The organism is Glutamicibacter sp. PAEs-4, assembly GCF_051161755.1.
Taxonomy (GTDB): Bacteria; Actinomycetota; Actinomycetes; order Actinomycetales; family Micrococcaceae; genus Glutamicibacter; species Glutamicibacter nicotianae.
Genome location: NZ_CP195017.1, coordinates 878,756 through 900,680, shown reverse-complemented (window position 1 = coordinate 900,680; position 21,925 = coordinate 878,756). Strand labels below are relative to the sequence as shown.

The window sequence follows — 21,925 nt, the reverse complement described above, 5'->3', positions numbered from 1 at the left end:
TGCTTAACCTGCGCCGGTGCAGAACCGTGCTCCATCCGAGATACGTCCATCATCGCGCACGAGCTTGACCTCGATACAAGTTTGCCCGCCTTCGCCGATGTCGGTAGTCGCGCTGGGAGACTTCGTCTGCTTGAACTCTCCCGTTTCCGTTGCGGTAATGGGAGCCCAACGGTAATGGTCATCCTTATTCGGTTCCGGGTTGGACCAGCGGAAGGTTACCGTTTCTCCCACCGTAGAGTACTCGAAATTATCCACCTTGGGGACGGTGCCGCCAACTAATGCGTCCTTGGGACCGTCAGTGGCGGTAATGGGCGGGCCGGTACGCTGCGCGGCTTCCTGCTCCGGCAAGAACATGTTTGCAATGAAGGCGCCGCCAACCAAGATGAACAGCACTATGCCCACCGCGATGAATACCTTCGGCAGGCTCTGGCGTTGCTTCGGCTCTGCCGGTTTGGCCGATGGCGTTCCGGATTCGTCTTGCGCTTTATCTTCTGGGTTCGGAGCCGGCGCAGGTTCCTTCGGCATGTGCAGCCGCGGTATCGGCGCTGACGGTCGTACCCGCCGTGCCTGTTGCCCGGGAACGGAGGAAATCATCGGTGCAGAAGGCAGCGGACGCTGCACGTCGCTGATCGAAATGACATTGCGGACGCGCGTGCTTTCACCGTCCTCCTCCTCAGCCGCTTCGGCAGGTTCTTCGATAACCTCAAAAGGAGTGACCGAGAAGCCCAACTCGATCTGGATTCGCTGCAGGGAGCGGGCGAATTCGGCGGCCGAGCCGAATCGCGAAGCCGGGTTCTTCGCCATGGCTACCGACAACGCCTGGTTCAGCGACTCGGGAACGTCGAGCCGCTCCAACGGCTTCAATGGAGAATTGCAGATCCGCTCAATGAGCACTGGCTGCGCATTATCCTGTCCCGGCCGGACGAACGGCGAATGCCCTGCCAGAACTGTATAGATCGTGGCACCGAGCGAGTATACGTCCATGCGCACGCCCGGAGGCGTGTCGCCGCTGAACGCTTCCGGGGCGGACCATGGCACCGACAGCCCTGCGGTGTGCGATCCGATGGTTCCCGAGATGCCGAAGTCGGTCAGGGCCGGCCGGTTGTAGTCAGTAGTCAGCACGTTTCCCGGCTTGATGTCTCGATGCACGATGCCCGCTAGATGCGCGGTATGGACCGCTGAGCACAATTGGATGGCCAAGGTCAGCGTTTCATCGATGCTCAAGACACCGCGGCGGTAACGGGCATCCAAGGAAGGCCGGGAGCAATACTCCATGGCCAGATAGGAACGTCCGTCATCGGTGATCTCCGCTTGGTAGATCGTGACGATATAAGGATGGGTGGACAGCTGGGCCATCAAATTGGCCTCGGCCTCGAAACGTTGGCGGGCTTCCTCATCACTGACATCAGCCAGCAGCACCTTGACCGCCACCTTGCGGTTGGGCCGGTGCTGCTCGTAAAGATAGACATCGGAGAATCCGCCGGTACCCAGTGGCTTGACGTACGCGAATCCCGGTATTTGCGGTGCCGGAGCTGGCGCGCGCTTTGGGCTCACGGCAGATCCTCGAAGCGGATGCTGACGCCATCACCCAAGTCAGCGACGTCGCCGTTGATCAGCATGATCTCCTGGTGGCGGGACAGGCGCCGTGGCCGCTGCCCTTCGCGCAGCAGCACGGTGCCATTGGTCGCACCAAGGTCCACCAGTTGCACATGCCATCCCTCCACACGCACGTGCAGGTGCGAACGGGAGATGTCGCCGCTGGGGCTTTCAACCTTCAGCAGGCGGGGTTCGCTGTCGGATTTGACGGCTCCTGCGCTTGGCTGGCGTCCGAGGACCACCGAGCGGTTCAGCTCGTGGGCGTATTCGCGGGTACCGCCGTGGTCGCTGACAATCATGCGGCCCATGGCAGGCTTGCGAACCTGCTGCGTCTGGGCGGTCAATCGCTCGCCGCATTGCCTGCACGTCGACGCGGTGGGTGGATTGGGGTGCCGCTTGGAGCAAGAGCGCGCCAGGATGAATTCATTCAGGGACACCGAACTTTCTGTACCGTCCTTGGCATCCAACCCTGATGAAGGCCTGGATTTCGGAACACTGGAGCCGCGGATGATCGTGTGCTCGTCGTCAGCTGGTTCGGCGGGAAGCGCAGCGATGGCAGGACCTGCCGGACGGGGCTTGATAATCGTGTCCTGGTCATCGCCCTGGCCGGTATCGTAAACGGTCTCTGCCGCACCTCTGGCTCCGAGCAGCTGCCCGGCAAGCGAGAGTTCCTCCGAGAAAACTTCCTGCTCGTATTGCGCTGGATCCTGGGTTGCTTCTGAGTCAAAGGTCCGGTCGTCCTCGGCATCCTTTGCCGAGGCCTTGACTGGCGTGGCCTCATCGGCCGCCTTGGCCGCGTCGGCTGCCCGTGCCAGCACATCAGCTGGGCCCTTGGGATCTGCAGCTTCCTTGGCTGGTGCAGCGTTCGGTGCAGCAGCAGGCTTGGCCGCCGCCGGTGCCGTGTCCTTTGCTGGCGGCGCAGCTGACTTGGCAGTAGCCGGTGCTGGATTCTTCGCTGGCGTTGCATCCGACTTGGCAGCCGCTGGTGCAGGATTCTTTGCCGGCGCCTCAGTTGGTTTGGCCGCATCAGATGCGGAAGCAGCCTTAGCCGGAGCAGAAGCTGGCTTGGCCGTAGCCGGTGCCGGGTCCTTTGCTGGCGCCTCAGCTGGTTTGGCCGCATCAGACGCAGAAGCAGCCTGAGCCGGAGCAGAAGCTGGCTTGGCCGCAGCCGGTGCCGGATCCTTTGCCGGCTCCGCTGCCGGCTTAGCCGTGGCAGGCGCAGGGGTCTTGACCGCAGCAGGCTTGGCTGCGGCAGGCGCAGGGGTCTTTGACGAGGCAACAGCCGGCTTGGCAGCATCTGTCGCAGGAGCAGACTTAGCTTCGGAAAGCGCAGGAGTTTTTGCCTGAGCTACCGCAGGTTTTGCAGCATCAGATGCTGCAGCGGGCTTAGCCGCAGCAGGAGCCGGAGCCTTCGCCGGATCAGCGGCAGGCTTGGCATCAGTCGGTGCCGGGGCTTTAGCCGCGGCTGGAGTCTTTTCCGCAGCGGTGGGGTCCTCTCCTGCGGCCCATTCCAGCTGCGATACGCGTACGATGCCTTCGCCAATTGGCAGCGCGAATGTGGCTTCGGCTTTCGCCGAACCGGTGCTCAGCGTCCACGACTTCGACTCCCCCAGCTTGCGTTCGGCCCAGGTGGCGATGCCTGCGCCGCTCACCTTCTCCTCGCCGGAGGCAGTCCGGGCGATGAATTCCGGGGCACCGCGCAGGATCAGATGCGGTGCGCTGTCACGGGAGATCAGAGCGAAGTTCGGCAGGTCGGCAATGTTCATCTGGTACATCGGCAACAGCTCCGAGAGCAGTGCTTCCACCGTGGTCTTCCCATTGAGCTTGGCCCACAGGCCATTGACCTGTTCTGCGCTCGCGCTGGAAGGAAGGAGGACAATGTGCTGGCCATTGACTAGGGCGTACCAGTCTCCGGGAAGGTAACGCAGGCTGTTCATGATTTCTCCTCTTGGTGGCTCGTAGTCGATATGCGCGGAATAGTAATGCCAACATCATCGGGGTGCCCATGCTCCACATCGGCAACGATCACGCTGATATTATCGCGTCCCCCGGCATCCAGGGCCGCTTGGACCAGTTCTTCGGAAGCTTGCTGGGGATCCGGGAACCGCGCAAGGATTTCCTGGATTGCGGCATCGCCGACTTCGCTGCTCAGACCGTCTGAGCAGACCAGGATGCGCTCCTGCCCTGCCAGCGGCACCAGCCAGTAGTCCGGTTGGCTGTTGGCGTTGATTCCCAGGGCGCGGGTGATCACATGCCGGCGTGGATAGGTGGCTGCCTGCTCGGCGTCCAGCTCTCCGATATCCATCAATTCCTGCACTTCGGAGTGATCTACGCTGACCTGTTGCAGCACTCCCTGGGTCCACAAGTAGGTGCGCGAATCGCCGACATTGAACACCAGCAGCTGGGGTTCTTCCGCCCGCCCGCTGGCGGCGCCTGCATCAATCAGCACGGCCCCGGCCAGGGTGGTGCCGGCTCGACCCGAGCCCGCCTCCACGATGCTGCGATCAGCTTCGACCAGCAGGGTATCCAAGGTCTCCGGATCCAGCTGCGCGCCGGCATCTATGAATCCATCGCCAAGGATCTTGAGGCACAGGGCGCTGGCTATTTCGCCTGCTTCATGCCCGCCCATGCCGTCGGCAATGGCCAGCAGCCGTTCAGAGGCCAGCAAGCTGTCCTCGTTCAGGGCGCGGCGCAGTCCACGGTCAGTTGCCTGGCCGTGGCTGAATCTGAGGCTTGCCCCAGGGTTGAGATCTGTCACGGACGTTCCACCTGGAAATAGCGGTCGCCAAAGTACACGGTATGGCCAATCATTGCCTGCTCCGGCTTGCCCGGAACAAGTTCGCGCACGTTCCCGTCCTCGTCGACAATGCACGAACCGTTGCCCGAATCCCGGTCGGTCACCCAGACGCTGCCAACGCCTGGCTGGATCAGCAGATGCGTTTTGGAGACCGTGCGGTCCGGATCATCCAGTGCAACCAGGTGGACACCCACATCGCCATCCGAGTACGAGGGGTTGCGCCCGATCAGGATGCTGCCGGCCAGGTCGAGGCACTGGCTATCGTCGAAGAGCAGATGCACGGCATCCGGGGATTGCGGACGAATTTGCGTATGACCGAGGTCTTCATCCGGATCAGCTGCGGCCTCGGTGGAGGGAACCTCAACGATCTTCGCTTCCGGCTTGGGCCGTGCGGAGGGACGGGGACGAACCGATTCCTGCGCTTCGGGGGCAGCGGCGCGCACAGCACCTGGCACCGAATCGATGACTCCACCAGAAGTGCCCTGCGCATCGTCCGGCTCCCCCACAAAGCGGCGGCCCGGAGCATACTGCTGCGGAGGCGCGAAGGACTGCGGCCCTGCGGCGCCCCCGGTGGTCAGCGGGTCACGTCCAGCCTTGATATCCAGCACCAGCGTCCCGGCCACCTTGTCATGCCAGCCCTGCTTCTTGCCGTTCGCATCGAAGTGATTGGAGATGACCATCAGCACCGATCCAAGAATCGGGACGATGCCTGCCACAGCGATCAGCAAGCGGCGGATGATGGTTTTGCCCCAGCCCGGGCGCTCGCCCTTGAGCGTGGTGGTGCGCAGCCCGAGGAGCATATTGCCCAGGGTCTTGCCCGAGGTAGCTTCCCACCACCACAAGAACACCGTGTAGGCCAGTGCGAGGACGCTGTACAGGATATATGTTCCGGCGATTTCGCCCGCAAGCTGCGGAGCGCTCAGCGAGGCCACCATCTTGGAGGCGATCATCGGCAGGAAAATCACCGACAGGACCAGCACCGGCAGGAAGTCGATCAGCCATGCGAGCAGCCGCTGGGTAGTTCGGGCATCGACCAGATCCATCTTTACCGCCATGGCTTCCTCCGGTTTTTCTGTTGCAGTATTCGTGCCGTCTTGGCTGTCTTCGCAGCCAGCTCATGTATCAGGGATCGTGGGGAGTACTTCACGCGCATCTTGCCGAAGAATCCCAGCGGTTCCTGCATCTTCCGGGTATGCGCAATGACATCTTCCCAATATTTCCGCACCTGTTCCTCGGTCGGCTGCTCATGGGAGAAGTTCGCCGCGTCCGCACGCTGCGCCAGGGAGCGCACAGGATCGGACAGCGCCGGGAAGCCGGCGGCCAGCACGCTCGCGCTTTCCCGCCGGGTCGCGCCGTTTGCCGTAGCGATACGGTGATCCGTGGCATGGCTGAGCAGTTCCTGCCAGCCGCCGCTCATGCGGTCCCCTGTGCTGCCGGACTTCGCCCGCTTCTCGCGGCGGCGCAGCTTCAGCAGGGCAATCAGCAGCAGCGGCGAGAGCAGGAGCAGCAGCGAGCCCAGCGAAATGCCGACAACGATGATGACCTGGCCCCAGCGCTCCCAGAAGGTTTCAGGTTCCTCTTCCACTTCCTGCGGCTCCGGTGCGGTTTGCGGCGGCAAGTCGGCTTCTTCCTGCGCCGGCGGCGGAGGCTGCAGCACCTGCGGCTGCGGCACGGCCTTGGGTTCCTGTTCCGGAGGGGTCGGCTGTTCATCCTCGTTGGGCGTCGGGTTGAAAGCCACCCAGCCTACATCTTCAAAGGCGATCTCCACCCATGCGTGGACATCGGAGCCCTTGATTTCGACTGCCTTTTCAGGCGCGTATTCCTCGGGATAGAAGCCCATGACCACGCGCGCAGGAATCCCCTGCTCGCGGGCCATCAGCGCCATTGCAACAGCATACTGCTCGTCATCGCCAATCATCTGCTCGGCATCGAGCAGGCTGGTGATGCGTCCCGCGCCGTGCCCGGACAGCGAGGGCACCTGTCCCTCGGTGCCGTTGGAGAAGAACCCGGTTCCGGAGAGCATCGCTTCGATGCTCCGCACACGCTCCAGGTCCCCGCGGCCCGATCCGGTGAATTCAGCGGCTTTTGCTCCCGCTATGGCTGGCACATTGGCCAGCTCAGGCATGCGGAACTGCGCCAAGTCCAGTTCGTTGAGCTGCTCATCGCTGGGCTTGGCCGGGAACAGCACCTTGGCCGTGTAGGCATCGCCCTCCGCCAGCCCGATGGAGCTCAGCGCGCTCTCGGAGGAATCGCTGTAGAACAGCGAACGGGCCAGTTCATCTTCACGCCCGCCGGTCAGTTCCATGCCCAGCAGCTTGCCACCGGACGGAACCCACACGCCTTGATAGTCCTTGATCGAGAATTCAAGCTCGGCGGCTTCGCGGCCTTCCACCGTGTCGGCCGAACGGATATCGCTGGCATCGCCCACCGGGGCGAAACTGCCACCCGCGGACGGATCCACGTTGATGACCATGCCGTTGTAGGAATCCAGGGCGGCCAGGCGGATGCGCTCGTCCTTGGGCAGGCCCTTGACGGTCATCAGGGTGTCGTCAGCCATCGTTTTCACATATTTGCGGAAACGCGTCAGGGGGCTTGGGTAGTCATAGAGGTCCACCGGTGGTTCCAATGCATCGCGCAGCACCTGGCGCGGGATTTCCGGGGCCAGCAGCGGCGTGGCCGCCGCGGTCGCGACGCCGGCACCGGCCAGCACCAGGGTTCCGGCAATCACGCGGCGCAGCAGCAGCTGCTTGGAACCCTGGGAGTCAAGCTGCTCGTGGTTCAGCGAACTGAATCCGCCGGAAACACGCGTATCGATGAAGCGCCGCCAGGCAAGCCAGCCGACCAGCACCGCGATGAAGGCGACGCCGCGGGCGACGGGCATCGGCACATCGCGGGTGCCGAAGACAATGCCCAGCACGAACATTGCCAATAGCGGCAGCAGCGTCCAATACGGCGAGCGCAAATGCCAGGCGGCCAAGCCGGCCAGCAGCGCGGTGAGCAGCGCGGACAGGAAGGCCACTATCAGCACGCCCCCGTAGGAACCTACAGGTGGCGCCACGGTGAGCATGTCTTTCCAGCTGAAGACCAGGCCGGTCAGCAAGGTGCGCAGGGATTGGCCTGTGGGCAGGAGGCCAAAGGCTGCCTCGCGCGGGGTCGCCAACGGCGTGCCAAGCACGAGGTACAGCAGCGCGAACAGGCCCAGGGTCCGCCAGGTGCCCAGCTTGAAATGCACATTGGCCCAGGCCAAGGCCAGGCCGGCAACCAGTCCGCCAACGGCAGCGAGGATGAAGTTCAGGCTCGCGCCGTAGGCTTCCAGCAGACCCAGCGCGCCAAGCACCAGGGCCAGGGCGAGGCAGGCCGCGTCGACGCCATAGCGCCAGAGGGGAATCGTCTGTTTCATGCCACGGCCTTTCGCAGCATCACGCCGAGTTCTTCCAGCTTGCCGAGGCTCAATACGGTCAGCTCGCCAATATTCGAGCGCGAAGGTTCAATCCCGGTTTCGCAGCGGATGGCGATGGCTCGCACGCCGGACGGCACGTGCATCCATGCCTCGCGCAGCGATTTGGCGCTGGTTCTGGTGCCGGTGAGGAAGAAAATCACCGAGGCGCCGGGCACCGTGCCAGCGGTGTGGCGCACCACGTCCACCAGGTTCTCGCGCTGGCCGGTGGCCGCCTCGATGCGGGTCAGCCCGTCCATCATCTGCCGGCCGCTGCCGGTGCGCACCGGGCCCTGCTGGGTCAGGATGGCCAGCTTGCGCTGTTCGGCCACGGCCTGCTGGCCGATGGAGGCCGCCACCGAGATGGCCAATTCGAAATCCTCCTCGGCGTGCGCCTCGGCGTACTCGTCCAGGTTGGTGCTCAGCGACAGGGCCAGATGCGAGCGCCGGGTCTCTTCGAACTGGCGGACCATCAGCTCGCCGGTGCGGGCCGTGGATTTCCAGTGGATGTGCCGGCGGTCATCTCCCGACTGGTATTCGCGCAGTGCGTGGAAGGACACGTCGGAATTCGAGAGGTCGGAGGTGGGCATGCCTTCCAGATCACGGATGAACCCGGCAGAGGAGCCATCCAATGCGGTGGTGCGCGGATGGATGAACAGCTCGTAGCTTTCGGTCCATTTCACCTGCCGGCGCAGGATCGCAAAGGGGTCCTGGCGGACCGAGCGGACCGGGCCCACATCGAGCACCTGGCGGCGCTGGGTGGGGATGGTGAACAGGTCCTCATGCGTTTGCTGCGGTTCCAGACGCGGGATCCGGAACTGGGCGGCGCCGTGGCCCACCGGAAGTTCCATCATCACCGGTGCCGAGCTGCGCGAAGCCTTGTTGGCTACCTGCATGGCTCCCACGGCGCGGTCCCCCACGGCCACGCGGGTGCGGTGCAGATCCAGGTCGACGCTGAAGTCGTTGCGGCCCAGGACGAAACCCACCGAGGCGAGCAGCAGCACGGTGGCCATGAAGGCACCCAGCAGGGCTTCCTGCCAGCCGAAGCTGGCGCCCAGGATCCACAGCAGCACCGCGGTGCCCAGCAGCACGAAGCCCAGCGGGGAGATGACCGTGGCGATCGGTGCGAGGTACCGGGTGGACAGTTCCCTGACCCGTGCCGTGGCAGGGTCCAGGTAGTCGCGCAGCACCGCTATGGCCTCGCTGGCCATGGTCAGCGACTTCTCGGCCCCGCGATTCAGCTTGCTGTTCCGTGCAGGACGCTTAGCTCGTCGGCTCATTAATGCTCGTCCTGGTCCTTGCTCTCGGCTTCGGCGGAGTCCTCGTCGCCACGGCGGGTCGGGGCCGGGACCTTGCGCAGCACCGAGGCGATGACCTGCTCGGCGGTGGTGCCGGTGAACTCGGCTTCCGGGTCAAGCACCAGGCGGTGGGTGAAGACATGCGGCGCCAATTCCTTGATGTCATCGGGCAGCACGTAGTTGCGGCCCTGGCTGGCGGCCCAGACCTTGGCCGCGCGCACCATCGCCAGGGCGCCGCGCACCGAGACGCCCAGACGGGTGTCGGCGGAGTCGCGGGTCGCTTCGCACAGGGCTGCGACGTATTCCAGCACGGCGGTATCCACGTGCACGGTGGTGGCCAGCTCGGCCATTTCCACCACTGCTTCGGTGGTGATGATGGCGTTCAGCGCGGCCGAGCGGTCGCGCTGGGTGCTGCCCGAGAGCAGCGCCACGGTGGCCTCGCGATCGGGGTAGCCGATGGAGGTCTTGATCAGGAAGCGGTCCAGCTGCGCTTCGGGCAGCCGGTAGGTGCCTGCCTGCTCGATCGGGTTCTGCGTGGCGATGACCATGAACGGGCGGGCCTGCGGGTAGGTGGTGCCATCGACGGTCACCCGGCCTTCTTCCATGACTTCCAGTAGCGCCGACTGGGTCTTGGGCGAGGCGCGGTTGATCTCGTCGGCCAGCACGAGGTTGGCGAAGATCGGCCCGTGGTGGAAGTCGAATTGGCCGCTGCGCTGGTCGTAGATGGTGATGCCGGTGACGTCCGAGGGCAGCAGGTCCGGGGTGAACTGGATGCGCGAGTTGCTGCCGCGCACGGTGGCGGCCAGCGAACGGGCCAGCATGGTCTTGCCGGTGCCCGGTGCGTCTTCGAGCAGCACGTGCCCTTCGCTGAGCATGGCGGTGAGCACCAGCTTGATGGTCTGCTCCTTGCCCAGCACGGACTGGCCGACGTTGGACACCAATTTGGCGAAGGTATCGCAGAACCAGTTGGCCTGCTCGGTGCTCATGGTCATGGCAGTGTTTGTTCTTTCTGTACGTCTTGATGCCCGGTCGATGCCGCGCTTATCTGAAATTAACGTGGTCGGATTCGGTGCCGTCGATGCGTGCGAAGTACGGCTGGGAGTATCCCGGCTCGATCACGCATGGCAGGTCCTTCGAGGCGCGGCCATTGCCGTTGACGTTGAAGGTCACGTAGTTATCCGAGAACATCCCCCCGGAGTGGTAGCACTGGGCCAGGTAGGTGTGGGTTCCCGGGGCGAAGTTGTAGAGCTCCACGTGGTACTTGTAGCAGTTCGGCGGGCAGGTGGAGTTCGCGTAGCCGTTGTACTTCGGTCCCTCGGTCAGCTTCACCGAACGGGCCGGCTTCGGGTTGGTCTTCTCCGTCTTGGACCAGGACCTGGATTGGCCTTCGGTATCCGTTGCCACGATCTTGATGGTGCGGCTGGTGGAGTAGCCCAGGCCGGTGACCTTCTGCGAGCCGTCGTTCTTGGTGCTGTTGCCACCGATCTTCACTGTCTGGGTGACCTTGCGTCCGTTGGATTCCCCGGCGGCGGTATTCCAGCTGAAGGAGATCCAGTCGTTGCCGTGCGACGCGGAAATCTTCGCGTTGTCGCGCAGCGGACCGTAGGCGCTGGTCTTGTTGCTGGCCGGGCTGGCGGTGCCGGCGCCGGCGGCGTTCAAGGCGCGCACGCGCCAGGTGTGCGCGGTGCCGTTGGAACCGGTGTCGATCACCGAGCCCGGTCCGCCGAAGGAGTTCCATCCTCCGCCGTCAGTGGAGTACTGGTATCCGGTGATCTTCGATCCGTTCGCGGCAGGGGCCTGGAAGTCCAGCCGCACCTTGCGGTTGGCTCCGGTGGCCTTGGCGCTCACGCTGGACACTGCCTTGGGCCGTCCGTACGGGGTCACCGCCACCGACTTGGAGCTCTGTTCCGAGCTGCCCTTGCGGTTGGTGGCGGCAATGGTGAAGGTGTAGGAACCGGAGGTGCTCAGGCCGGTGACCGACTGGCTGGTCTGGTTGGCGGGAATCGAGCCGATGGTCTTCTCCAGGGTGCCGGACTTGAAGACGCGCAGGGTGTAGCCGGTGATCGGCGCGCCGTTGGTGCCCGGGGCGTTCCATGCCACGTTGACCACGCCGCCATCCACCGCGGAGTCCTTGCGGGCCGCGGTAGGCGCCGCTGGCTTGAATGGCTTGCCTGCCGGGGTGACCGCTGCCGAGTAGGCGCTGAAGGCCGATGGCTTGGAGGCCTTGTTCACCGCGCGCACGCGCACCTGGTAGTCGGTGCCGTTCTTCAGGCCCTTCCAGGTGTAGGAGGTGCCGGTGATGCCGGTGACCTGGGTGACGCCGTTGGCCGGTGCCGGGGAAATCTCCAGGGTGTAGCTCTGGATGGCCGAACCCCGGCTGACCGGGGCGGTCCACTTGAAGGCGGCCTGCTGGTCGCCGTCGGTGCCGGTGGGGGCGGCCGGCTGCTCGGGTTCCACGTCCGGACGGGCGTCGGCAGATTGCGCCGAGGCCGGGGATTCGCCGATCTCGTTGGTGGCGGTGACGGTGAAGTTGTACACGGTGTCGTTGGCCAGCGGGGTGATGGTGCAGGTGGTGGTGGCGCACTTCTGGGTGTGCCCGCCGCCGCGCACGGTGTAGCCGGTGATGTCCGAGCCGTTATTTGCCGGTGGATCCCACTGCAGCACGACCTTCTGGTCGCCGGTGGACTGGACGCGAGGCAGTCCCGGGGCTTCCGGGGCGCCCTTGACGTTCAGCGTCACGGTGCCGATGACGTTGCGTGCCACGTCTTCGGTGACATCGCCAATGGTGTATTCCACCCGCATGGTGCCCACGAAGTCGTCGTTCGGGGTAATTGCCACCTGGTCGCCGCGCTTTTCCACCGTCCCGGTGTCTTCCAGGGCGCGGGCGTTGATCAGGCGCAGCGGACCTTCATCCGCGTACGGGTTGTGGTCATTGGCCAGCACATCAACCACTTCGGTCTTGCCCTGGGCGGCATCGGGGACGTTGTCGGCCACGGCTACCGGCAGCTCGCGCACCGAGCCGGTGACGGTAATGGCCATGGCGGCCGGGACCGGCGGGTTGACGCCGTCGCTGACCGTGACGGTCACGCTGCCGGTGGTGCCCTTCGGGGTCGATGCTTCGGCGCTGACCTTCAGGTTGTGCCCCTCGACCAGTTCGGCCGTCACGCCCTGGATGTCCACCGAGGCAATGGCGAACTTCAGGTTCGGGACGTCCTCTTCATTGGCATCGCCGGCGGCCATGCGCAGGTCCAGGAAGGCAGGCTCCTCGCCCTGGCCCACGGCCAGGGAATTGGCCTGCAGGGTCGGAGCGAAGTTCTCCTCGTCGGGCTGCTCCTCTTCTTCTTCCTCTTCCTCAGGCTCGTCCTCTTCCGGCTGGCCTTCCTCGTTCTGGTTCTGGCGTTCCTCGGAATCGTTCTGGCGCGGCGCCGGGGTGACGTTGATCGGCAGGGTCAGCTTGGACTTCAGCCCCTTTTCATCGTCGGGGCCGGTGCCGTCGGTGACTTCGAAGCTGACGGTCGCCGAGCCGTCGAAGTCAACCGGGGCGCGGAAGGACAGCTCGGTGGCGGACTTGACCAGTTCGCCGTCGTTCTGCGGCATCGAGGTCACCGATTCCTCGGTGGTCAGGCGCGGGGTGCGGCCATCGCGCACGAGGACCAGGTCTTCCAAGTTCAGCGGCAGGACTTCTCCCGCCTGGACCTGCAGGTTCAGCCCGCTGCGCAGGATCGGACGGGCGCCGGCGGTGCCCGGCACGTGGACGAAAGCAGTTGAGGTCAGTTCGTCCGGGTCGGTCAGGGTGTAGGCGATGATCTGCGCCTCTTCGGTGGCGGTGACCACCAGGCCGTCCTCGGTCACCTGGGCGGTGGACGGGTTGTCCGGCAAGCTGATTTCCAGTTCGCTGGAGCTGCCGTCCGGGTCCTCGTCGTTGCGCAGGATATCGACGGTCACCTGCTCATCGGCAATGACTTCTTCCAGCGACACACGGTCGTCGCGGGCAATCGGGGCGAGCAGCTGCGCCTCGGGATCGGACTTGACGCTCAGCGTGCCCGCCGCGGTGCCGCCGCGGCCATCGGAAATCATGTAGCGGATCGACACGTTGCCGTCTTCCGGAGGCGAGGTGAGGGTGACGCGGCCGTCAACGACTTCCACTTCAGTGCTGGATTCGGTGGAGACCTCGCTCATCAAGGCGATCGGGTCGCCGTCCGGGTCGGTGTCGTTGTCCATCACGTCCACGGCGACCGGGCGGTCCGGGCGCACGGTCAGGAAATCGTTGACCGCTACCGGGGAATTATTGGATTCGGCCAGCGGCGCCACGCCGATCTTGATCGTGCCGGTGGCGCGGGCACCCAGGCGGTCTTCCACCACGTAGCTGAATTCGTCGGTGCCCGAGGCATCGGGATTAGCCGTGTAGTCGATGGAGGCCCCGCGGATCTTCGCGGTGCCCATGCGCGGCGAATCGCCGAATTGCACGAGCGACACCGAGTCGCCATCGGGGTCGATGGCGTCAATCGGGACCAGCACGTTGGTGCTGGATCCGGCGAACACGCGCCCGGTGACCGGTTCAGGGTTCGGCGGGCTGTTCTTCTCCAGGTCGTTGGCTTCCGCTTCGGGCAGCACGTTGAAGGTGACGCTGGCGCTGGTTTCCTGGCCGTCGGGTCCGGCCACGGTGTAGACCGCGGACACCTGCTTGGCCTTGCCGCCGAAGTCGCCGGCACGGAAGCGGATCGTCTCATCGGCGACCGAGATCAAGGATCCCTCGCCCAGGTCATCGGCTTCTTCCAGGTCCGGGCGCAGGATCAGCTCTCCGCCGTTGGGGTGGATGTCGTTTTCCAGGACCTTGACGGTGGCCACGTCGTTTTCGCGGACGGTGACGGTGTCGGGGTTGGCCTGCGGCGGATCCATGCGCGGCGGGGCCGGAATCGGGATCACCCGGATGGAGCCGGTCGCTTCGCGGGAGCCGTTGGAGACGGTGTAGCTGATGGTGGTGGGGTCGGTGAGGCCGCGCACGTCGGTGATGCGCACGAACGTATTGCGTTCCACCGAGGTGGAGAATGGCTTGTCGCTGGCGGTCTGCACGCCGGTGACCACCAGCACGCCGCCGGCCGGGTCGGTGTCGTTGCCCAGCACGTTGACCAGCACATCCTGGCCGGCAGGCAACAGGGCTACATCGCGGACAGCGATCGGGTCCTCGGCCTTTTCCTCCGGCTTCTTGATGTCGATGCGGGCCAGGCCGGGGGCGCTGGCCGGGCCGTTGGTGGCCATGTATTCGACGTAGTAGGTACCGGCCCGTTCGGCGCGGGCGGTCACGGTTCCGGTCTGCGCATTGGTCTTCAGTTCCAGTCCGGGCACATCGTCCACGCCGGCCAGGCGCAGTCCTTCTCCGGTGGGGTCCGTGTCATTCTCCAGCGGGGTGAAGCTGGCGGATTCATTGATGGTGGCCACCACGTGGTCGGTGGCGGTCACCGGCTTGACCACGGAGTCGGCCAGGACCTCGATCAGCACCCGGCCCTTGGTGCCTTCCTGGCCGTCGGAGACCTGGATGGCCAATTCCTTCTGGCCCAGCTTCTTTCCATCGTCCTGGAAGGTCAGGGTGCCATCGGGCTGGACCCGGATCACGTCATCGCCCTCGGAGGTGCCGCCGAGCAGGCGCAGGTCATCGCCTTCCGCGTCGGTCCAGTCGGTGAGCACGTTGTGGCTGACCGATTCGCCCTGCTGCACGCGCAGCACGGTGGTGCGCTGCTGTTCCGGGGCCTTGTTGGTGTCTTCATCCACCACGTTCAGCTTGACCCGAGCGGTGTCCTGTCCCCCGCGGCCGTCCTTGGTGGTGTAGGCGAAGCTCGCCCCGCCCTTGGCGTCCTCGGGAACCACAATCTGGAATCCGGTGCCGTCATGGACCGGCTGCACGGCTCCGATCGAAGGCGCAGCGCCCTCCAGGTTGGCAGTAAGCAAGTCGCCGTCCGGGTCCACGTCGTTATAGAGCACCGGGAGCAAGGTGGTGCGGCCGGGGCGCACCGAATAGGTGTCGTCTTCGGCAATCGGCTTCTTGTTTTCTTCGGTGCGGTTGGGCAGCTCGATGGCGTCGGTGATTTCCTTGGTTTCTTCTTCCTTGGCCTCGCCCTCGCCGGCAGGCGGTTCCAGATCGCTCCAGTTGCTGACGATTTCCATGCCTTCATTGGCCAGCCAGACCTGTCCCGAATGCACATCGTTCAACACGACCACGTCGCGGTTGACGCGGAATGCCAGTTCAGCGCCCTCGGTCATTTCCGGGATTCTGGTGTTCTGGTTATCGGCCGGGTTGTCGCAGAAGCGCAGGTATTCGCCGCTGGTCTGCCAGGCCGCGTAGGTGCAGGATCCGACGCGCACCGGCTGGATCGGGGTGCCGGCGGTTTCCAGCTGCTCGTAGTTGGCGTCCTTGCCGGACAAGCTCACCGTGGCCAGCGACTGGTCCAGCGCGACGGCAATGGTCTCGGCTTCCGGACCCGGGGACTGGATTTTGGCGTTGGCCGGGTTCTCCAGGATCGCGGAGCCGCCTTCGGAGGTGACCAGCTGGCCGCTGGCATCATCGAAGACCACGCCGACCTTGCCCACGGCCGAGAGCTGCGGCTTCTTCATTTCGGCCAGTTCGGGAATTTCGATTTCCTCGCCGAGCTCGGCTGTTCCCTCGTCGTCCAGGGTGAAGCTGGACAGGGTTCCGGCGCCAATGTCTGCGGCCCAGATGGTGTCATCGGCGCCAACCACGGCGGCGACTTCGCCCTTGGATTCGATCAGCGGTTCGGCGCCTTCGCCTTTGAATTCCGCGATCTGCTCGAGATTGCTGGCATGGACGGTACCGTGTTCTGCGTCGGTAACTGCAACAACTGAGGCGCCGAAAGAGAAGGACGAGTTGGCAGGCAGGTTGTTGTCGCCGGCGAATTGCACCATCGCGGGGTCGATGGTGGTCAATGATGCCTGTTCAATGTTGCGCACCAGCACGCTTTCCTCATGCTGGACCAGGTCGTAGTTGGCCAGAGGGGTGGCGACGCCGCCGTCAATGGTGCGCGACTGGTAGTTGACATGCCCGATTTTGCCTTCGGACTGATTCACCACCCAGACGCCGCCGTCGTTCAGTTCCACGTCAGCGGTTTCGAAGCCCGGATAGATAATGGCACCGGTTACGGCAAGCGCCGCCACCACTGGAATAGCAGTCACCTTGAAGCCGGTGCTTTTGAGCAGTCCGGTCCATCCGGTCGAAGCGGCTTTTGCCATCTAGAGGTCAGTCCTTGTTTTGCTGGTACGAGTGCGCGCTGGAATCCGGCCTTATTCCCCAAAATCAGATTCGTCGCCCTCCAATTCTAACGAACTGACAAAACCATCGCCATGGAGAGTTCTCCCCATGCATGCTGACTAGGCGGTTCGGCAACGCAACACAATCCGGAAGGCCGTTCATGGCTTACCGCGGATCACTGCTTTCCAAGGTGTTGCACACACATCCATCGCTGGCAACTCTAGCGATGCAGCCCTCACCCTTTGAATGCCAGCTTGGGCGAGGGATAAGTAATAGAGAATGAACCCGCGGAAAAGTCTTCAACAAATCTTTCATATCAACTACTGTTAGCTACATGACATCCCCCGCACCGCACCGCGATCCCTCGGCCATCGACCAGATCGCCGAAGATTTCTTCGCCAAATCCCTTGAACTGACCCCGGAGTGGGGAGTTTCCCTTGGCATGCCGGGTTACGAAACCGCCTACGGCGACTATTCCCCTGCCGGCACGACCCAGATGATCAGCTTGCTGCGCGAGACCTTGGGCGCATTGGCCAACGCCACCCCGGTCGACGCCATTGACGAGGTCTCCCTCGATGCGATGACCGAGCGATTGAGCCTGGAATTGGAAATCCTGTTCACCGGGCGCACCGAACTGAACAATATTGCCAGCGCGGCACAGGAAATCCGCTCGATCATCGATTTGATGCCGCAGGATACCTCCGCGGATTATGCCTTCATCGCCCAGCGGATGTCGAACATCCCTGCCGCGATTGACGGCTACATTGCTTCCCTGCGCGATTCCGCCTCGAACGGCTTGGTCGCCGCACAGCGCCAGGTCTCCATTGTGATCATGCAAACCACCGACTACGCCAAGGACGGCGGCTTCTTCGACCAGCTGGCCGCCTCCGGCACCACGGTGGATGCCGCATTGCAGGAACAGCTTCAAGCCGGTGCAGACGCCGCAAAGACGGCCTACCGCAAGCTCGCCACCTACCTGCAAGATGAACTCCTGCCGCAGGCACCAGCCGAAGACGCGGTGGGCCGGGAGTACTATTCGCTGATGTCCCGCCGCTTCCTGGGCGCAACAGTGGACCTGGAAGAGACCTATGCCTGGGGAGTTGGCGAGCTTGATGCCATCATCGCCGATCAGCAGCGCGTCGCCGAGCAGATCAAGCCGGGCGCCACGATTGAGGAAGCCAAGAGGATCCTCAACGAGGATCCGGCACGAAAGCTGAAAGGCACCGACGCCCTGCGCGATTGGATGCAGGGCAAGGCAGATCAGGCCATGGCCGATTTGTCGGGCACGCATTTCGAGATCCCGGCACCCATGGACCGCATCGAGTGCATGATTGCGCCCACCCAGGATGGCGGCGTGTACTACACCGGGCCGTCGGAAGACTTCAGCCGTCCGGGCCGGATGTGGTGGTCGGTTCCGCCGGGAGAAGATGAATTCACCACGTGGGCCGAATTGACCACCGTGTACCACGAAGGCGTGCCGGGCCATCACCTGCAGATTGGCACCGCGCAGATGCAGGCAGCTACGCTGAACAGCTGGCGCCGATTGATGTGCTGGGTTTCCGGCCACGGCGAAGGCTGGGCACTGTATTCCGAGCGCCTCATGCACCAGCTGGGCTACCTTGACGACCCGGGCGACTACATGGGCATGCTTGATGCGCAGCGCCTGCGCGCAGCTCGCGTGGTCTTCGACATCGGTGTCCATTTGGGCTTGGAAGTCCCCGCGCAGTGGGGCTCCGGCACCTGGAATGCCGAAAACGGCTACGAGTTCCTCCAGAAGAATCTGGACATGTCCAAGGGGCAGCTGGACTTCGAGTACAACCGCTACCTCGGTTGGCCAGGCCAGGCCCCGTCCTACAAGATCGGCCAGCGACTCTGGGAGCAGATCCGCGATGATCTCGCAGCGGCCCAGGGCGAGAACTTCTCGCTCAAGGATTTCCACACCGCGGCATTGCAGCTCGGTTCAGTGGGCCTGGATACCCTGAAGCGCGCACTGGTCAAGTAGCTACCAGCAATGCATTTTGGCGGCCCTGCATATTGCAGGGCCGCCAATTTGCATTACGCCTTGTAGCTGGAAATCTGGATCAGATTGCCGCAGGTGTCATCAAAGGTCGCCACCATCACGGGACCTGCGTCCATTGGCTCCTGGGTGAACTCCACCCCCAATGAACCCAAGCGCTCGAATTCCGCCTGGACATCATCAACGGCAAAAGACGTTGCCGGGATGCCATCGGCTTTCAGCGCCGCGCGGTATGGCCTGACCGCTGGATGCGCCGCCGGTTCGAGAAGGACTTCAGGACCTTCTTCCTGGTCGGCAGCGACGAGGGACAGCCAGCTGTACTCCCCGACGGGAATGTCGCGCTTCACCTTGAAACCCAGCACCTCGGTATAAAACGCCTTGGCTTTCGCCTGGTCATCGACGAAGACACTCGTGATGTATACGCGCATTAGTTTCCTTCTTTCCGCTCCGGAATGGACCAAGGCAATAAATTCGCACCGCTTTGCTGGCTCCTACCTTTCCACAAGACACCGACAGATCAAGGCTGGCAGGCCCTGCGTGTGAGATCACCGCCCCGAATCACGGAGTCCAGTAGCGTGAAATCGCGATGCACTCGACAGAGACTATTGATAATCGATAGATTATGATTGATAATCAATCGTATGACGAATTCTGCCATTGCTCTGCTTCGGGCTTCGCTGATCGCTATCTTCCTCGGCGCACTCTTGGCCCAGACGCTGATTTTGCCGCTGTTTATCGCAGAGTCCGTCAGCATCCATCCCGAAGTTGCCTATCTGGCCACCCCATACCGATGGGTGGTGACGGCGGGAACCATATGCCTGCAGGTTGCCCTGGCCTGCATCTGGATACTGCTGTCAAAGGTTCAACGCCAGAGAATCTTCGAGAATAGTTCATTGCGCTGGGTCACCACCATCATCTGCGCATCCGCGATCGCCACCTTCTTGGTCCTGGGATTGGGATTTCACTTGCTGGCGATCGTCGGCGCCGGCGGTCCCGGCGTATTCTTGATGGTCGCTGGCACCGTGGCGTTCGGCAGCGCCGCCACCTGGCTGCTGGTTGTGATGCGCAATCTGCTCGCGTCGGCAAGAGGACTGGAAGCCGAGATGCGTGCAGTGATCTGACTTTCCATTGCACAGTCAAGGCAAATAGTCCAGAAACAATAAACGACACGCAGAATTTCCCAAATGGCGAACTTTGTTTCGGCGCCCAAGGAACCTTTCATTTCTCGCGTAGTTTCGCCGGGTTTGTGACCCCCGGCACCGCTTTGGAGTGCAATGAAGCACAAACAACGAAATATCGTCATGTTCAGTAACATTGACTCCTGCCCAAGCAGATGAGCACCCTAATCTTGAACGCATGTCTACTAACGCACCTGCATCTAAGCTTCCCCGCTGGATGACCAGTTTCGGACCGCAGATCATTGCGGCACTGATTGTCGGTCTCCTTTTGGGCCTCGTGGCCAAGTACACCGGCAGCACCGCCGAAGAGCCCAACGGCCTGGGCGAAGCCCTGTCGATCATTGGATCCAGCTACGTAGCCCTGCTGCGCACCGCGGTAATCCCGCTGATCTTCTTTGCAGTTGTCGCCTCGATTGCCAACCTCGCCAAGGTCACCAATGCAGCACGGCTCGCATGGCAGACCCTGCTGTGGTTCGCCATCACCGCTCTGGTCTCCGTCGTCATCGGCATGGTCCTCGGCACCGTTTTCCGCCCCGGAGCGAATACCGGCCAGGACATGCCGGATGACTACACCGGCAAGACCGGCGACTGGCTAGGCTTCCTCACCGGATTGGTCCCAGCCAACTTCCTGGGCCTGGGCGCCAGCACCAAGCTTGCCGATGATGCCACCGCCACCACCTCGATCAGCTTCAATGTCCTGCAGATCCTGGTGATTGCCATTGCTGTGGGCATCGCCGCACTCAAGGTCGGAAAGGCAGCAGAACCCTTCCTGGCGTTCTCCACTTCTATCTTGGCGATCATCCAGAAGGTCCTCTGGTGGATCATCCGCATTGCACCGATCGGCACGGTTGGCCTGATCGGCAACGCTGTCGCCACCTACGGCTGGGACACCATCGGCGCGCTGGGCAAATTCACCGTAGCGATCTATGTCGGCCTGGCACTGGTGCTGTTCGCGCTGTACCCGGTCCTGGTCCGTGCTCATGGCCTGTCCATCAAGCAGTACTTCTCGGGCGTTTGGCCCGCCGTGCAGCTGGCCTTCGTCTCGCGCTCGTCGATTGGCACGCTGCCATTGACCCAACGCGTCACCGAACGCAACCTCGGCGTGCCTTCGGGCTACGCTTCCTTCGCGGTGCCGTTGGGCGCCACCACCAAGATGGACGGCTGCGCTGCCATCTACCCGGCGATCGCCGCCATCTTCGTTGCCCAGTTCTTCGGCGTCGAGCTCTCGCTCACCGATTACTTCCTGATTGCCCTGGTATCCGTCCTGGGCTCGGCGGCAACCGCAGGCACCACCGGCGCCATCGTGATGCTGACGCTGACCCTGTCCACCCTGGGCCTTCCACTGGCAGGCGTCGGCTTGCTGATGGCCGTTGACCCGATTATCGACATGGGCCGCACCGCGGTGAACGTCGCGGGACAGGCACTGGTTCCAACCATTGTCGCCAAGCGCGAGGGCATCCTGGACATCGACATGTACAACGCTCCACGCAATGGCAATCCTTTTGCCGACGAAAGCATCTCGGCTCCAGATGCTGTGGCAGCCGCGGCCAAGTAGGCATTGCTGGTGATGATCGGCGCACGGGCATTTTCGCCCGTGCGCCGATTTCTTGTTTAAGGTCACGCCCACTCCTTTTGCACAGAGTGCAACTTTGCACGTAGTGTAATCATGTGACTTCTCCAAGTACCGGCACCCGCCGCGAACTGAACAAGCAGGCGACGAAACAAGCCATCGTCGAAGCCGTCGCGGATCTGCTCCGCCACGGCTCTGGCACCGCGCTCACTGCGACCCAGATCGCCGAGGCGGCAGGAATCTCCCGGCGAACGCTCTTCAACTACTTCCCCTCGGTGGATGCGGTCTATTCCTATCCGCTGCATCAGGTTCTGGGAACCATGGTGGATTCCATCAGCGACCTGACTGATTCCATGCCATTGGTGGAAGCGATCATCGAAGCGCTCAAGTCCGATGATGTCGCGCGGCTGCTCGGACAGGTGGCTCACTTCGGTGCGTTCTTGCGGACCGAAGGTGCCAACTGCGGCTTCCCCGCCATGATGAATGAATGGCAGACAGCCGCCACTGAAGTCATCGAGAAGGTGGCCCGACGCTATCCGCACGCCAATACCTTCACCGTCAGGGTCTTCACCCATGCGCTGCTCGGCGCAGGCCAAGCCGCCTTCGACGAGTGGATCGAACGTCTGCCCGCCACCGAAACTGTCGGCATGGACATCTCCCCCGAACTCATTTCCGTCTTCCATTCCTTGATTACCCAGGCCATGGAAACCCTTGACGAGGGTTTCAAGGCCTTGCCGCTTTCCAGGACTAGCACCATGAAGGACATCTAAGC

Annotated in this window: 13 protein-coding genes; 4 read left to right on the top strand and 9 right to left on the bottom strand. The window is 63.3% G+C overall.

Annotation, left to right across the window (positions count from 1 at the left end; genetic code table 11):
* Window positions 1-3: 3 nt before the first annotated feature.
* The 8 genes from ACR9WD_RS04185 to ACR9WD_RS04150 are packed head-to-tail and all read right to left on the bottom strand — an operon-like array spanning window position 4 to window position 16,369.
* On the bottom strand, window positions 4-1,554 hold the full coding sequence (locus tag ACR9WD_RS04185; protein ID WP_066139613.1) for a serine/threonine-protein kinase: 1,551 nt from the start codon (window positions 1,552-1,554) through the stop codon (window positions 4-6).
* Window positions 1,551-3,533 (bottom strand): FHA domain-containing protein, encoded by a 1,983-nt coding sequence (locus ACR9WD_RS04180; RefSeq protein WP_073706663.1) that lies wholly within the window; start codon window positions 3,531-3,533, stop codon window positions 1,551-1,553. Before ACR9WD_RS04180 ends, ACR9WD_RS04185 begins: the two co-directional genes overlap by 4 nt.
* Entirely contained in the window at window positions 3,530-4,354 is an 825-nt protein-coding gene (locus ACR9WD_RS04175) for a PP2C family protein-serine/threonine phosphatase (protein WP_073706662.1), read from the bottom strand. The genes ACR9WD_RS04180 and ACR9WD_RS04175 overlap by 4 nt, the downstream gene beginning before the upstream one ends.
* Window positions 4,351-5,448 (bottom strand): RDD family protein, encoded by a 1,098-nt coding sequence (locus ACR9WD_RS04170; protein ID WP_434922798.1) that lies wholly within the window; start codon window positions 5,446-5,448, stop codon window positions 4,351-4,353. The genes ACR9WD_RS04175 and ACR9WD_RS04170 overlap by 4 nt, the downstream gene beginning before the upstream one ends.
* Complete coding sequence (locus ACR9WD_RS04165; RefSeq protein ID WP_434922797.1) at window positions 5,439-7,793, bottom strand: DUF4129 domain-containing transglutaminase family protein; 2,355 nt, start codon at window positions 7,791-7,793, stop codon at window positions 5,439-5,441. The genes ACR9WD_RS04170 and ACR9WD_RS04165 overlap by 10 nt, the downstream gene beginning before the upstream one ends.
* Window positions 7,790-9,109 carry a DUF58 domain-containing protein gene (locus ACR9WD_RS04160; RefSeq protein ID WP_434922796.1) on the bottom strand — a complete coding sequence of 440 codons (1,320 nt, stop codon included), beginning with the start codon at window positions 9,107-9,109 and terminating at the stop codon, window positions 7,790-7,792. The genes ACR9WD_RS04165 and ACR9WD_RS04160 overlap by 4 nt, the downstream gene beginning before the upstream one ends.
* Window positions 9,109-10,119 (bottom strand): AAA family ATPase, encoded by a 1,011-nt coding sequence (locus ACR9WD_RS04155; protein WP_038989825.1) that lies wholly within the window; start codon window positions 10,117-10,119, stop codon window positions 9,109-9,111. Before ACR9WD_RS04155 ends, ACR9WD_RS04160 begins: the two co-directional genes overlap by 1 nt.
* A 49-nt stretch (window positions 10,120-10,168) precedes the next feature.
* Window positions 10,169-16,369: an Ig-like domain-containing protein gene (locus ACR9WD_RS04150; protein WP_434922795.1), complete on the bottom strand. Its 6,201-nt coding sequence runs from the start codon at window positions 16,367-16,369 to the stop codon at window positions 10,169-10,171.
* Between the two features lie 353 nt (window positions 16,370-16,722).
* On the opposite strand from ACR9WD_RS04150, the gene ACR9WD_RS04145 reads away from it, so the two are divergent.
* The gene (locus ACR9WD_RS04145) at window positions 16,723-18,390 is read left to right on the top strand and encodes a DUF885 domain-containing protein (RefSeq protein ID WP_434922794.1); all 1,668 of its coding nucleotides are present in this window, start codon (window positions 16,723-16,725) and stop codon (window positions 18,388-18,390) included.
* Between the two features lie 53 nt (window positions 18,391-18,443).
* On the opposite strand, the gene ACR9WD_RS04140 is transcribed toward ACR9WD_RS04145, so the two are convergent.
* On the bottom strand, window positions 18,444-18,833 hold the full coding sequence (locus ACR9WD_RS04140; RefSeq protein WP_434922793.1) for a VOC family protein: 390 nt from the start codon (window positions 18,831-18,833) through the stop codon (window positions 18,444-18,446).
* 276 nt (window positions 18,834-19,109) lie between these two features.
* Here ACR9WD_RS04140 and ACR9WD_RS04135 point away from each other — a divergent pair, with 276 nt between their 5' ends.
* The 3 genes from ACR9WD_RS04135 (at window position 19,110) to ACR9WD_RS04125 (ending at window position 21,923) form a co-directional block, all read left to right on the top strand.
* Window positions 19,110-19,526 (top strand): DUF2975 domain-containing protein, encoded by a 417-nt coding sequence (locus tag ACR9WD_RS04135; protein ID WP_434922792.1) that lies wholly within the window; start codon window positions 19,110-19,112, stop codon window positions 19,524-19,526.
* Window positions 19,527-19,761: 235 nt separating this feature from the next.
* The gene (locus tag ACR9WD_RS04130; protein ID WP_434922791.1) at window positions 19,762-21,138 is read left to right on the top strand and encodes a dicarboxylate/amino acid:cation symporter; all 1,377 of its coding nucleotides are present in this window, start codon (window positions 19,762-19,764) and stop codon (window positions 21,136-21,138) included.
* 113 nt (window positions 21,139-21,251) lie between these two features.
* The gene (locus ACR9WD_RS04125) at window positions 21,252-21,923 is read left to right on the top strand and encodes a TetR family transcriptional regulator (RefSeq protein WP_434922790.1); all 672 of its coding nucleotides are present in this window, start codon (window positions 21,252-21,254) and stop codon (window positions 21,921-21,923) included.
* The last annotated feature ends 2 nt before the right edge of the window (window positions 21,924-21,925 follow it).

Excerpts from the sequence above, each read along its gene's own strand:
- ACR9WD_RS04160 (WP_434922796.1), bottom strand. The coding sequence starts at position 9,109 with ATGAGCCGACGAGCTAAGCGTCCTGCACGGAACAGCAAGCTGAATCGC.
- ACR9WD_RS04155 (WP_038989825.1), bottom strand. The coding sequence starts at position 10,119 with ATGACCATGAGCACCGAGCAGGCCAACTGGTTCTGCGATACCTTCGCC.
- ACR9WD_RS04140 (WP_434922793.1), bottom strand. The coding sequence starts at position 18,833 with ATGCGCGTATACATCACGAGTGTCTTCGTCGATGACCAGGCGAAAGCC.
- ACR9WD_RS04150 (WP_434922795.1), bottom strand. The coding sequence starts at position 16,369 with ATGGCAAAAGCCGCTTCGACCGGATGGACCGGACTGCTCAAAAGCACC.
- ACR9WD_RS04130 (WP_434922791.1), top strand. The coding sequence starts at position 19,762 with ATGTCTACTAACGCACCTGCATCTAAGCTTCCCCGCTGGATGACCAGT.
- ACR9WD_RS04145 (WP_434922794.1), top strand. The coding sequence starts at position 16,723 with ATGACATCCCCCGCACCGCACCGCGATCCCTCGGCCATCGACCAGATC.
- ACR9WD_RS04180 (WP_073706663.1), bottom strand. The coding sequence starts at position 3,533 with ATGAACAGCCTGCGTTACCTTCCCGGAGACTGGTACGCCCTAGTCAAT.
- ACR9WD_RS04165 (WP_434922797.1), bottom strand. The coding sequence starts at position 7,793 with ATGAAACAGACGATTCCCCTCTGGCGCTATGGCGTCGACGCGGCCTGC.
- ACR9WD_RS04170 (WP_434922798.1), bottom strand. The coding sequence starts at position 5,448 with ATGGCGGTAAAGATGGATCTGGTCGATGCCCGAACTACCCAGCGGCTG.